11 protein-coding genes are annotated in these 13,276 nt (G+C 66.0%); 9 read left to right on the top strand and 2 right to left on the bottom strand.

Going from position 1 to position 13,276, the window contains the following annotated elements:
* The first annotated feature begins 25 nt into the window (after window positions 1–25).
* The 6 genes from ACWHXP_RS14635 to ACWHXP_RS14610 all read left to right on the top strand — a co-directional run bounded on the left by ACWHXP_RS14635 (window position 26) and on the right by ACWHXP_RS14610 (window position 7,852).
* The gene (locus tag ACWHXP_RS14635; RefSeq protein ID WP_329801752.1) at window positions 26–1,648 is read left to right on the top strand and encodes an ABC transporter substrate-binding protein; all 1,623 of its coding nucleotides are present in this window, start codon (window positions 26–28) and stop codon (window positions 1,646–1,648) included.
* Between the two features lie 100 nt (window positions 1,649–1,748).
* Complete coding sequence (locus ACWHXP_RS14630) at window positions 1,749–2,705, top strand: ABC transporter permease (protein ID WP_039785967.1); 957 nt, start codon at window positions 1,749–1,751, stop codon at window positions 2,703–2,705.
* A complete protein-coding gene (locus ACWHXP_RS14625; protein WP_134137152.1) occupies window positions 2,702–3,592 on the top strand; it encodes an ABC transporter permease in 891 nt (296 codons plus the stop codon). Before ACWHXP_RS14630 ends, ACWHXP_RS14625 begins: the two co-directional genes overlap by 4 nt.
* Window positions 3,593–3,596: 4 nt before the next feature.
* Complete coding sequence (locus tag ACWHXP_RS14620; RefSeq protein WP_489635690.1) at window positions 3,597–5,534, top strand: ABC transporter ATP-binding protein; 1,938 nt, start codon at window positions 3,597–3,599, stop codon at window positions 5,532–5,534.
* 256 nt (window positions 5,535–5,790) lie between these two features.
* Window positions 5,791–6,525, top strand: coding sequence for a cupin domain-containing protein (locus tag ACWHXP_RS14615; protein ID WP_489635691.1), 735 nt, complete (start codon window positions 5,791–5,793; stop codon window positions 6,523–6,525).
* Between the two features lies 1 nt (window position 6,526).
* Window positions 6,527–7,852, top strand: coding sequence for an NAD(P)/FAD-dependent oxidoreductase (locus ACWHXP_RS14610; protein WP_209567758.1), 1,326 nt, complete (start codon window positions 6,527–6,529; stop codon window positions 7,850–7,852).
* Between the two features lie 6 nt (window positions 7,853–7,858).
* Here the strand turns inward: ACWHXP_RS14610 and ACWHXP_RS14605 are convergent, their stop codons facing one another.
* Entirely contained in the window at window positions 7,859–8,803 is a 945-nt protein-coding gene (locus tag ACWHXP_RS14605) for a LysR family transcriptional regulator (protein WP_034332077.1), read from the bottom strand.
* A 126-nt stretch (window positions 8,804–8,929) separates the two neighbouring features.
* Between ACWHXP_RS14605 and ACWHXP_RS14600 the strand changes: the two genes are divergently transcribed.
* The 3 genes from ACWHXP_RS14600 to ACWHXP_RS14590 are packed head-to-tail and all read left to right on the top strand — an operon-like array spanning window position 8,930 to window position 12,112.
* Window positions 8,930–9,328 (top strand): RidA family protein, encoded by a 399-nt coding sequence (locus ACWHXP_RS14600; protein ID WP_121044126.1) that lies wholly within the window; start codon window positions 8,930–8,932, stop codon window positions 9,326–9,328.
* A gap of 45 nt (window positions 9,329–9,373) precedes the next feature.
* Window positions 9,374–10,855: an aldehyde dehydrogenase family protein gene (locus ACWHXP_RS14595; RefSeq protein ID WP_489635692.1), complete on the top strand. Its 1,482-nt coding sequence runs from the start codon at window positions 9,374–9,376 to the stop codon at window positions 10,853–10,855.
* A gap of 45 nt (window positions 10,856–10,900) precedes the next feature.
* Window positions 10,901–12,112: a M20 aminoacylase family protein gene (locus tag ACWHXP_RS14590; RefSeq protein ID WP_489635693.1), complete on the top strand. Its 1,212-nt coding sequence runs from the start codon at window positions 10,901–10,903 to the stop codon at window positions 12,110–12,112.
* Here ACWHXP_RS14590 and ACWHXP_RS14585 read toward each other — a convergent pair.
* The gene (locus ACWHXP_RS14585) at window positions 12,099–13,229 is read right to left on the bottom strand and encodes a DSD1 family PLP-dependent enzyme (RefSeq protein WP_489624863.1); all 1,131 of its coding nucleotides are present in this window, start codon (window positions 13,227–13,229) and stop codon (window positions 12,099–12,101) included. The genes ACWHXP_RS14590 and ACWHXP_RS14585 overlap by 14 nt on opposite strands.
* Between the last annotated feature and the right edge of the window lie 47 nt (window positions 13,230–13,276).

The following is a 13,276-nucleotide window of genomic DNA, read 5'->3' as shown; positions in this document are numbered from 1 at the left end:
TTGAACTTTTATCGTGAGGCATTTCATGAGCAAGCAGGAAAACGGACATCACCCCAAAGAGGGTTCCATCATCACCGGCGATGCGCTGGACCAGGCCCCTGGCGGCTTCACCCGTCGCGACATGATGCGCACCCTGCTGGCCGGCAGCCTCATGACGGTCGGCGGCACGGGCCTGCTGACGGCCAGCGGCAGCGTCATGGCACAGACCGGCAAGCGCGGCGGCAAGATGCGCATCGCCACCCAGACCAGCTCCACTGCCGATACCCTGGACCCGGCCAAGACCGCGCACTCCACCGACTACACCCGGGTGCACATGTTCTACAACGGCCTGACCAAGCTCGATGGCAAGCTCGCACCGCAGATGGTACTGGCTGAAGAAATGCTGACCACCGACGCCATCACCTGGACCGTCAAGCTGCGCAAGGGCGTGGTCTTCCACGACGGCAAGCCGTTCACCCCGGCCGACGTGGTCTATTCGATCATGCGCCACAAGGATCCGGCCACCGCCTCCAAGGTCAAGGTCGTGGCCGACCAGTTCGAATCGGTCAAGGCCACCGGCCCCAACGAAGTCCAGATCAAGCTCACCAGCGCCAACGCCGACTTGCCGGTGATCCTGGCGACCGCGCAATTCCTCATCATCCGCGACGGCACCACCAACTTCAGCACCCCCAACGGGACCGGTGCCTTCAAGCTCAAGGAATTCACCCCGGGCGTGCGCACCATCGGCGTGCGCAACGAGAATTACTGGAAGCCAGGCCTGCCCTACCTGGACGAAGTCGAACTCTTCGGCATCCCCGACGAAGCCGCGCGCGTCAATGCGCTGCTCTCCGGCGACGTGCACTGGATCAACGACGTCAACGCCCGTTCCACCGGCCGCGTCAAGGGCACGCCGGGCTACACCGTCATGGAAACCAAGTCGGGCCAGTACACCGACCTGGTCATCCGCCAGGACCAGGCCCCGGGCAACAGCATGGATTTCACGCTGGGCATGAAGTACCTGCTGGACCGCGAGCAGATCAAGATGGCCGCCTTCCGTGGCTATGCCGTGACCGCCAACGACCAGCCGATCGACCCGACCAACCGCTTCTACTTCGCCGGCCTGCCGCAGCGCCCCTTCGATCCGGAGAAGGCCAAGTTCCACCTGGAGAAGGCAGGCGTGCTGGGCAGCACCATCCCCATCGTGGCCTCGGTGGCCGCCACCGGTTCGGTCGACATGGCCGTGCTGATGCAGCAGAGCGCCGCCAAGATCGGCCTGAAGCTGGATGTGAAGCGCGTGCCCGCCGACGGCTACTGGTCCAACCAGTGGATGAAGGTGCCGGTCGGTTTCGGCAACATCAACCCGCGCCCCAGCGCCGACATCCTGCTGACCCAGTTCTTCAAGTCGGATGCGCAGTGGAACGAATCGGGCTGGAAGAATCCGCAGTTCGACCAGCTGGTGGTGGCCGCGCGCGGCGAGACCGACTTCACCAAGCGCAAGGCCATGTACGCCGACCTGCAGACCATGATCCACGAGAAGTGCGGCCTGGGTATCCCGGTCTTCATCATCAACCTGGAAGGCATGAGCACCAAGGTCAAGGGGATCGATCCGGTGCCGCTGGGTGCGTTCATGAACTACACCTGTGCGGAGTACGTCTGGCTGGACGCGTGAGTCCGGGAAAGTCTCACGCCTGACGTACGCTGTCAGTGGAAGTCGCGCGGGACCGGTCCATCTCGATGGCCGGCCCCGCCACTCGTTACCGAGGAAAGCTATGAATGGAATGATCCTGCGTCTGATCGTGCGCCGCCTGCTGCAGGCGGTGCTGACGCTGCTGCTGGTCTCGGCCGGCGTGTTCTTCATCACCAACCTGTTGCCGGGCGACGCCGCCCAGACCGCACTGGGCCAGGCCGCCACGCCGGAGACGGTGGCCGCACTGCGCCTGCAATACGGCCTGGACCTGCCGGCCCCGCTGCGTTATGCGCACTGGCTGGGCAACCTGCTCTCGGGCAACCCCGGCATGTCGCTGGTCAACAATGTGCCGGTGGCGCAGATGATCGGTGGCCGCTTGCCGGCCTCGCTGATGCTGGCGGCCGTGACGGCCCTCGTATCGGTGCCGCTGGCGCTGTTCCTGGGCATCTTCTCGGCCATGTATCGCGGCTCCTTCTTTGACCGTGCCGTCAACGTCAGTGCCGTGTCGATGGTATCGGTGCCGGAATTCCTGGTGGCCACGGTGGCCGTGATGATCTTCGCGGTCAAGCTGCGCTGGCTGTCGGCGCTGTCGCATGCCAGCGATGCCGCCACCCTGGGTGCCTTCATCAAGGCCTATGCCATGCCGGTGCTGACCCTGTGCTGCGTGATCGTGGCCCAGATGACGCGCATGACGCGCGCGGCCGTGATCGATCAGTTGCGTTCGTCCTATGCCGAAATGGCGCTGCTCAAAGGCGTCAAGCGCACCCGCATCGTGCTGCGCCATGCGCTGCCCAATGCCATCGGCCCGATTGCCAATGCCGTGGCGCTGAGCCTGTCCTACCTGCTGGGCGGTGTGCTCATCGTCGAGAGCATCTTCAATTATCCCGGCATCGCCACCCTCATGATCGATGCCGTGACCACCCGCGACATGCCGCTGGTGCAAGCCTGTTCCATGATCTTCTGTACCGGCTACCTGCTGCTGGTGCTGACCGCCGATGTGCTGGCCATTGTTTCCAATCCAAGGTTGAAGACCCGATGAAAGCCCTCCACGACTCCACCGGCACCGAAGCGGGCGCGCCCGTCGCACCGGCTGCCGCAGCCACCGCACCCGCCAGGCGCGTGCGCCGCCATTCGACCATGGCCTGGATCGGCATGGTGATCGTCGGCTTCTGGATCCTGATGGCCATCCTCGGCCCCAGCATCTCGCCCTACGACGCCACTGCCATCGTCGATACCGACGTGTTCTCCGGCATGAGCCACAAGTTCCTGCTGGGCAGCGACTACCTGGGCCGCGACATGCTGAGCCGCATCCTCTTCGGCACCCGCGCCACCATCGGCCTGGCCTTGCTGTCGACCGTGGTGGCCAGCCTCTCGGGTACCGCCATCGCCTTGTTCGCGGCCTTCTCGGGCGGCTGGCGCGATGCCGTCATCAGCCGTGCGCTCGATGCCCTGATCTCGATTCCCAGCAAGATGTTCGCGCTGATGATGGTGGCCACTTTCGGTTCTTCCATGTTCCTGCTGGTGCTCACGGCGGCCATCACCTACATGCCCGGTGCCTACCGCATCGCCCGTTCCTTGGCGGTCAACGTGCAGGCCATGGAATACGTGCAGGCCGCGCGCGCTCGCGGCGAGGGCGTGTGGTACATCATGACCGTGGAAATGCTGCCCAACATGATCCGCCCGGTGCTGGCCGATTTCGGCCTGCGCTTCGTCTACGTGGTGCTGCTGCTGTCGGGCCTGAGCTTCCTCTCGCTGGGCGTGCAGCCGCCGGATGCGGACTGGGGCTCGCTGGTGCGCGAAAACATTTCCGGCCTGGGCGAAGGCGCCCTGGCGGTGATCATGCCGGCCCTGGCGATTGCCTCGCTGACCATCGGCGTGAACCTGTTGATCGATAACCTGCGCAGCAAGCGCGCTGCCAAGGAGTAAGCCCGTGAAGCAATTCGATATCTTCCTCGGCAAGGAAAGCGGCGTCGGTGCTGGCGCTGCGGCAGGCGGGGCGGCACTGCGGCCCCTGGTGGAAGTGCAGGGCCTGCGCGTGAATGCCCGCAAGGACGACGGCAGCCAGGTCGAGATCGTCAAGAACGTCAATTTCACCGTGGCCCCCGGTGAAGTGCTGGCCCTGATCGGTGAATCCGGTTCCGGCAAGACCACCATTGCACTCTCGCTGCTGGGCTATGCGCGTTCCGGTTGCCAGATCGTCGGTGGCCAGGTGCGCATCGGCCAGCGCCAGATCGACCAGATGGATGAGAAGGCGCTGCTGGCCATGCGCGGCCACCATGTGGCCTACATCGCCCAGAGTGCGGCGGCGGCTTTCAATCCGGCCCGTACCCTGATGGACCAGGTGATCGAAAGCGCCCTGCAGCACGGCGTGATGGACAAGGCCAGCGCCATGCGCAAGGCGGTCGAGCTGTTCCGCGCGCTGGCCCTGCCCAATCCCGACAAGATCGGTGAGCGTTATCCGCACCAGGTCTCCGGTGGCCAGTTGCAGCGCGTGATGGCGGCCATGGCCCTGATCACCGATCCTGAACTGGTGATCCTGGACGAACCAACGACCGCGCTGGACGTGACCACCCAGATCGAAGTGCTGCGCGCCTTCAAGAAAGTGGTCAAGGAAATCGGCACGACCGCCGTCTACGTTTCGCACGACCTGGCCGTGGTGGCGCAGATGGCCGACCGTATCATCGTGCTGCGCGACGGTGCCGTGCGCGAAGTCGGTACCACCGACCAGGTGCTCAATGCCCCGTCCGACACTTATACCCAAAGCCTGATTGCTGCCGCCTGTCCGGCTGCGCGCGTGGTGCAACTGCGCGAGATCGTGCCCGAGAGCGTGCCGGCCGAAGCCCGTGCGCCGCTGCTGCGCATCAGCGGCCTGGTGGCCGGTTACGGCGCACCGGACCGGCTGGGCCTGCCGGGCGTGCGCATCCTGGATGACATCAATCTCACCATCCAGCGTGGCAGCACCGTGGGCATCATCGGCGAATCCGGTTCCGGCAAGACCACCCTGGCGCGTGCCGTGGCCGGCATGATCGCGCCGGCGCGCGGCAGCATCCAGCTCGATGGCCAGAACCTGTCACCGACACTGGAAGGCCGCACCCGCGAACAATTCCGCCGCGTGCAGATCGTGTTCCAGAACGCCGACACTGCGCTCAATCCGGCGCACACCATCGGCCGCATCCTGAATCGTCCGCTGTCCTTCTATCACGGCTTGAAGGGCGAGGCCATGCGCCGCCGCACGGCTGAACTGCTGGACCTGGTCAAGCTGCCTTCCAGCATCATCGACCGCCTGCCCGCCGAACTGTCCGGTGGCCAGAAGCAGCGCGTGAACCTGGCCCGTGCACTGGCCGCCAAGCCCGACCTGATCCTGTGCGACGAAGTGACGTCGGCGCTGGACACCGTGGTGGCTGCCGCCATCCTGGAACTGCTGGCCGAGCTGCGGCGCGAGCTGCAGGTGTCCTACATGTTCATCAGCCACGACATCAGCACCGTGCGCGCGATTTGCGACGACATCGTGGTGCTGTATGCCGGCCGCATGGTGGCCAACCGTCCGCGCGAAGCCATGATGGCGCCGCCCTATCACCCGTATTCGCACCTGCTGCTGTCGTCGGTGCCGGCCATGCAGCAAGGCTGGCTGGAACAGGTGGCCGGGGCCGGCCAGCACAAGCTGCCGCCGATTGGCGCGGTCGATCCGTCGCCGGAGATCTGCGCCTTCCTGCCGCGCTGTGCGCAGCGCATCGATGGCGTCTGCAACGTGGTGCCGCCGCGCCGCCGCAACATGGAACACGGTGGCGAGATCCTTTGCCACCGTTCGGATGCCGACCTGCAGCAGTCGCAGATGCCGCTGGTGCCGGTGGAGGGCATCACCGTCTGACCCGGTGACCCACCCAGCCGCCTGCCTGGCCGCGAGCCATGGCGGGCAGGCAAGGCAGGCCACGAGCATTAAGCCGCATTTAATGCTGGATTCGTTGAGCATTAATCACAGAATCAGGCGCGGCTCGTAGCATCGTCATGGAATGCATGCCGCCGGCCCCGGCGCCGGCCATGAAGCAAAGATTCGGGCAGGACCGCAAGAGCACCGTGGAGTCGGTCTCGCAATCCTGCCCATCCCCAAGGAAACAGGAGAAGAAATGACTGCAGCGTTGGTGTTGTACCGTGCCTCCGGCACCCCCGTATCCACCCCCTTCCATCCGGGCGCGCTGGGTGCCTCCGACCCCTTTGCCGCCTCGCGCGAGATCGCCTGGCAGGGCATCGGCGGCATGAGCGCAGGCCGCCTGCGCTTCGAAGGCAGCCTCGACATCGCCCGCTTCCCGCACCAGGAAACCCTGGTCGTGGTGCAAGGCGAACTGCGTATCGAAGCCGAAGGTGCCGCACCGCTGGTGATCAAGCCCGACAACGGCGTGGTCATCGCCACCGGCGCCGCCGTGCGCATCACGGCCACGCAGCCGACCCTCGTCATCTTCTGCGCTGCCGACTGCCCGCACCCCGTGCAGCCGGGCGTGTTCCCGCTGGTGGCCGAAGCCAACTTCAAGCCCTCGGCCAATTCGCTGCCCAAGGAAATCCTGCTGGGCGACGTGCCCACCTGCCGCAGCGACAACGTGATCGATGAAAGCTCCATCGGCTGCAAGATCGGCACCTGGGATTCCACCCCTTACCACCGCATCGTGCGCGCCCACCCGGTCAATGAATTCATGCACATCCTCGACGGCGGCGTGCGCTTTGCCGAACCGGATGGCAGCGTGGTTTCGGTGGAACGGGGCGACTCCGTCTTCGTGCCGCTGGGTGCGGCCATCGGCTGGGAGAGCAGTGAGCGCGTGGCCAAGTACTACGTGGTGCAGACCGTCGCCGCCGAGGGAGGAAAGTAAGATGTCGCCCCCGCTCGTGCAGGTCCAGAGTCCTACCATTCCGCCGGCCTCCGCCGATGTGGTCGTCATCGGTGGCGGCATCATCGGCATCTTCACCGCCTACTATCTGGCCAAGCGTGGCATCTCGGTGGCGGTGGTCGAGAAGGGCCGCATCGGTGCCGAACAATCCAGCCGCAACTGGGGCTGGTGCCGTCAGCAGAATCGCGACGCCCGCGAACTGCCGATGGCCACCAAGAGCATCGACCTGTGGGAACAATTCTCCGCCGAGACCGGCGAAGACACCGGTTTTACGCGGTGCGGCCTGCTCTATCTCTCCAACGATGATGAAGAAATCGCCCGCTGGGCAGCCTGGGGCGACTTCGCCAAGACCGCCGGCGTGACCACCTACATGCTCGATTCGAAGCAGGCGGCCGAGCGTGGCCATGCCACCGGACGCGCCTGGAAAGGCGGCGTCTTCTCGCCCACCGACGGCACGGCTGACCCGGGCAAGGCAGCACCCGCCGTAGCGCGCGCCATCATGAAGCTGGGTGGCCACGTGATCCAGAATTGCGCCGCACGCGGCATCGAAACTGAAGGCGGCCGCGTCTCGGGTGTCATCACCGAAGCCGGTGTCATCAAAACCAAGGTGGCCGTCATGGCCGGTGGTGCCTGGGCCTCATCCTTCTGCCATCAGCTGGGTATTCGCTTCCCGCAGGCATCCGTGCGGCAATCCATCATGAGCGTGGCGCCCATGGAGCAGCCCTTGCCGGGCGCGCTCTACACCTCGGGCGTAGCCGTCACCCGCCGCAGCAACGGCTCCTATGCGCTGGCCATCAGCGGCCGGGCGCGGGTCGATCCGACCATGCAATTCCTGCGCTTCTCGCCGCAGTTCCTGCCGATGTTCGCCAAGCGCTGGCGCAGCCTGTCGCCTGGCGGGCTGGAAGCCTGGCGCAGCGGCCACGAGACCCTGTCGCGCTGGCGCATGGATGCGCCTACGCCGATGGAACGCATGCGTATCCTGGATGCGTCGGCTGATCCGGTCTCGATCCGGGCCACCCATCGCCGTGCGGTCGAATTGCTGCCGCAGCTGGCGCAGGCCAAAGTCACGCATACCTGGGCCGGTTATGTGGACAGCACGCCTGATGGCGTGCCCGGCATCGGTGAGCTGCCGCAGACGCCGGGCCTGATCCTGGCCGCCGGTTTCTCCGGTCACGGTTTCGGTATCGGGCCGGGGGCGGGCCACCTGATCGCGGACCTGGCCAGTGGTGTGGAGCCCATCGTCGATCCGCGTCCCTATCACCCCAATCGTTTCTCGGATTCTTCCTGGGGCAAGGTGGCGGATTTCTGAAGCAGTTCAGCGCCGCCAGGGCACGGGCTGGAAGGCCCGCTTGGCGGCGTCGAGAAAGACCCGCTGGCGCAGCGTCAGCCCCTGGCGGCCCGGCAGCAGCGCCATGATGGGTGCGGGATCGAGTTGCCAGCCGGGCAGCACGCGCTTCAGGCTGCCATCGGCCACCAGATGCGCACAATCCCATTCGGAACGCGCCACGAAGCCTTCGCCATCGAGCGCCCAGTCGCGCGTGATGGTGCCGTCATTGGAAGAGAGCGCGCCATTGAGCTTGACGGTCAGCGCCTTGCCGGTGCGGCGGCCGGCACTGTCGACGGGCGTGAAGCGCAGGCGGCTGAGGTCGTCGTCGTTCTCGCGCAGGCTGAGGTAGGGATACTCGGCCAGGTCGGAAGGATGCTTGATGCGCTGCATGCGTTTGGCCAGCACAGGCGCGGCACACAGGAAGCGCGCATTGGGCGCGAGGAAGTGGCCGACCCAGGAGGAGCCCTTGACGCGCCCGATGGAGATGATGGCGTCAGCGCCGGTGGAAGCCGCCAGCGGACTTTCGGCCAGCAGCAGCGAGATGCTCAGTTTGGGATGGCTGCGGTGCAAATCGCGGATCAGCGGTGCCACGTAGCGACGACCGAAGCCGAAGGGCGCGACCACGCGCAGCGAACCGCTGACGTTGGCCAGGTTGCCGCCGGCCCCGCGGTCCGATTCGCGCGAGACGCTGGCGGTGATGGATTCGATGCGCTCCAGGATGTCCATGGCTTCCTGCACCAGGCGCTGGCCTTCGTCGGTGAGCGCGAAGCCGCGCGCGGCGCGATTGGCCAGGCGCACGCCGACGCGGTCCTCGATGCGCTGCAGGCGCACCGTCACCGCCGGTGGCGTCAGGTCGAGCAGGCGGGCGGCACCGGCCAGCGAGCTGGCCGAGCCCAGGGCACGCAGCAGTTGCATGTCATCGAGTTGCAGCATTAAAAATCTCTTAATGGTGAATTGAACGAACATTAAACATCGCTGAAGGTCTTTTGGCTACAGTCCATCACAGGAAATGCGTCGGTTATCCTGACCGGCCTTCCTGCCACTTCAGCCTTGCCCATCATGAACAACACAGCACACACCGCCCCCGTCACCCTCAACCCGACCGGCCTGGCCACCCCGGGCGGCCATTACAGCCATGTGGCCATCGGCAACGGCATGGTCTTCATTTCGGGCCAGTTGCCCATCGATGCGAGCGGGCACAAGCTCACCGAGGCCAGCTTCGAAATGCAGGCACTGCAGGTGCTGGCCAATGTGGAAGCCGCACTCGCCGGTGCCGGCAGCGACATCGGCAAGCTGCTGCAGGTCCGCATCTATCTCACCGATGTGGCGCACTGGCCAGCCTTCAACGACATCTACGCACGCTGGGCCGGCAGCGCCCGCCCGGCGCGCGCCGTGGTGCCGGTCCCGGCACTGCACTTCGGCCTGCAGGTCGAGGTGGAGGCCACGGCACTGCTGTGACACTGCGCCGTACGCGCAACCAACCCGAAACAAGGACAACCCGACATGACCCGCACCGCTTCCACCGACATCGTCTCTCCGCTGGCGCACCTCAAGCGCAACGGCCGCCTGGATCACTTCTACATCGATGGTCAATGGCAGCGCCCGCAAGGCGACGGGCTTGCCGCCGTGGTCTCGCCGGCCACGGAGGAACGTGTCTGCGAGATCGCATTGGGCAACGCCGCCGACGTGGATCAGGCCGTGCAGGCCGCGCGCCGTGCGTTTCCGGCCTGGGCCGCGACCTCGCCGCTGGAGCGCGCCGCGCTGCTCGGTCGTGTTCACGCCCTGCTGGTGGAACGCACCGAACTGTTCGCGCAGGCGCTGACGCTGGAAATGGGCGCTCCCATCACCTATGCCCGCACCGCCCACGTGCCGCTGGCCGCCGAACACCTGCGCGTGGCGCGTGACAACCTGGCGGACTATCCCTTCATTCGCCCGCGCGGCACCACGGCCATCGTGCGCGAGCCGATCGGCGTGTGTGCCCTCATCACGCCCTGGAACTGGCCGATCTACCAGATCACCGCCAAGGTCGGCCCGGCACTGGCAGCCGGTTGCACCGTGGTGTTGAAGCCGAGTGAACTGTCGCCGCTGTCGGCTTTGCTGTTTGCCGAGATCGTGCATGAGGCGGGCATTCCTGCTGGCGTGTTCAATCTGGTCAATGGCAGCGGTCCCGAGGTCGGTGCGGCCATGTCCTCGCATCCGCAGGTGGACATGATTTCGATCACCGGCTCCACCCGCGCCGGCGTGCTGGTGGCGCAAGCCGCTGCCGTCACGGTCAAGCGCGTGGCCCAGGAGCTGGGCGGCAAGTCGCCCAATGTGGTGTTGCCGGATGCGGACCTGGCACGTGCCATTCCGCCGGGTGTGGCGGCGGCCTTCCGCAACATGGGACAGTCCTGCAGCGCGCCCACGCGCCTGATCGTGCCGCGTGCGGCGCTGGATCGCGTGCATGAACTGGCGCTGGCGACGCTGGCCCAGATGAAGGTGGGCGACCCCACCGATGAGGCGACGACCCACGGCCCGCTGGCCAACCGTGCGCAATTCCTGCGGGTGCAACAGATGATCGAGGCCGGGATGCAGGACGGTGCACGCCTGCTGGCCGGTGGTGCCGGACGCCCGGACGGACTGGAGCAGGGCTACTATGCGCGGCCCACGATCTTCTCCGACGTGCATACCGACATGGTGATCGCCCAGGAAGAAATCTTTGGCCCGGTGCTGGCCATCCTGCCCTATGACACCGTGGAAGAAGCCATTGCCATCGCCAACGACACCGTCTATGGCCTGGGTGCGCACGTGCAGGGCAGCGACAAGGACCAGGTGCGCGCAGTGGCCGCCCGCATCCAGTCCGGCCAGGTACACCTGAACTATCCGGCCTGGGATCCGCAGGCCCCCTTCGGCGGCTACAAGCAGTCCGGCAACGGGCGCGAGTACGGGGTGGAGGGCATGGAGGAATACATGGAAGTGAAATCGATCCTGGGCTACTACGCCTGAGCGTCTTCATCACCGCCGTCATGACGGCATGAACACATGAGCATCATGGAACACACTGAACATTCGCACGACTCCTTGCACCAGCACCGCGCCCACTGGGCCGGCCTGCGCCGCGACCTGCACGCCCATCCCGAGCTGCGTTTCGAGGAACATCGCACCGCCGACGTGGTGGTGCAGGAGCTGCAAGCACTGGGCTATGAGGTCACGCGCGGCCTGGGCGGCACCGGCGTGGTAGCCAGCCTGCCGGGCAGCGATCCGCAACGCGGCATCGTGCTGCGCGCCGACCTGGATGCCTTGCCCATCGTCGAGGCCAATGACTTTGCGCACGCTTCCTGCAGCCACGGAATCATGCACGCCTGCGGCCATGACGGCCACACCGTCATGCTGCTGGGCGCGGCACGCGTGCTCAAGCAGCAGCCGACCTTGCCGGGCAGCGTGCACTTCGTCTTTCAGCCGGGAGAAGAGGGCGGGGCGGGGGCGCGCAAGATGATCGATGACGGCCTGTTCGACCAGTTTCCGACCGAAGCCGTGTTCGGCATGCACAACTGGCCCGGCTTGCCCGCCGGGCAGTTCGGCTTGCGCACCGGTCCCATCATGGCCGCCGGTTCGCGCCTGAAGATCACCATCACCGGCAAGGGCGCCCATGCGGCCCAGCCGCACCTGGGGCTGGACCCGATCCCGCTGGCCTGCTCCATGGTCCTGCAGTGCCAGACCATCGCGGCGCGCCACAAGGACCCGGTCGACCCGGCCGTCATTTCGGTCTGCATGTTCCATGCGGGCGATACCGACAACGTCATCCCGGACCGCGCCGAATTGCGCGGCACCATCCGCACGCTGTCCTCCACCTTGCAGCAGAAGCTGCAGGCAGACATCCGCCGCATGTGCCATGCGCTGGCCGAGGCCTATGGGGCCAAGGTCGAAGTGGAATTCTTCCAGTACTATCCGGCCACCATCAACACTCCGGCCGAGACCGACTTCTGCGAACGCGTGATTCGGCAGACCTTCGGTGATGAACGCATCCGCACCGGCATCCCGGCCAACATGACCTCCGAGGATTTCGGTTTCATGCTGGAGGAGCGGCCCGGTACCTATGTGTTGATCGGCAATGCGCCGCAGGACCGTGCCTCGCACTCGCTGCACCACCCGCACTACGACTTCAACGACGACATCATCGAAGAAGGCGTGCGTTACTGGGTGGCGCTTGCGCAGTCTTACTTCGGCAGCGGGCTCACGGGCGGAGCCGTTACCAGCCGTTGAAGCGCGGCCAAGTCGCCACGCTGCCATCGGCGGCGATGGCCTGGTATTGCTGGTACTGCGCACCGGTGGCACAGGCGTGGTTGGGCAGGATGCGCAGGCGCGTGCCGATGGGCAGGTGCTCTGCGATCTGCGCATCCGGGCTGCCCTGGCGCGAGAGGATGCCGTGTTCCTGGTTGGCCCCGCTCATGAGGTAGCCTTCCAGCACCTTGCCGTCTTCCGTGCAAACCTGCCCATAGCCGAAGTCGTGCTTGCGTCCTTGCGTGCCGCGGTCGCGGCTCATCGCCATCCATCCGGCATCGACGATGGCCCAGCCTTTTTCGGGCTGGTGGCCGATCACGGTGGTCAGCACGCTCAGGGCGATCTCGTCCATGGTATTGACGCCCACGTTGTGCATCACCAGGTCGAACATGGCATAGACACCGGCGCGTACTTCGGTCACGCCCTGCAGGTGTTCGGCGCGCAGGGCGGTCGGCGTGGAGCCGATGCTGACCACCTCGCAGGGCAGGCCAGCTTCGCGCAGGCGCTCGGCGGCGCGCACGCAGCCGACACGTTCCTGTTCGGCCACGACGATGAGGGCGGCGTCGTTGTCGTAGTCATAGCTGGAACCGGCATGGGCGATCACACCGCCGATGCGCATGCCGCCGGCGTGGAGCACCTTGCCCACGGCCAGCAGGGTGGCGTCTTCCGGGGCGATGCCGGAGCGGTGGCCATCCACGTCGATTTCAATCCAGACTTCAAAACATTCCTCTTGCGCCTGGCCGAAGGCCACGATGGCCTCGGCACAGACCACGCTGTCGGCCACGATCTTGAGATCGCAACCCTGGCGGCGCAGCGCCAGCGCCTGGCCCAGCTTGGTGGGCGCCATGCCGACGGCGTAGACGATATCGGTGATGCCGGCAGCAAAGAACTGTTCGGCTTCCTTGAGGGTGGAAACGGTGATGCCACGCGCGCCGGCCTGCAGTTGCGCCTGTACCACTTGCTGGCACTTGGTGGTCTTGACGTGCGGGCGGAAGCGCACGCCCAGCGCATCCATGCGCTGCTGCATGCGGGCGATGTTGCGCTCCATGCGCGAGATGTCGATCAAGGCGGCGGGCGTGGGCAGGGTGGCCAGGCTCATGGGGAACTCCTGAAGAGGGTAGGTCGATGAGCATCGACTATAGGAGA

The organism is Herbaspirillum sp. Her2, assembly GCF_057961375.1.
The sequence above is the reverse complement of the archived record's forward strand: the minus strand, read 5'-3'. Positions and strand labels throughout refer to the sequence as shown.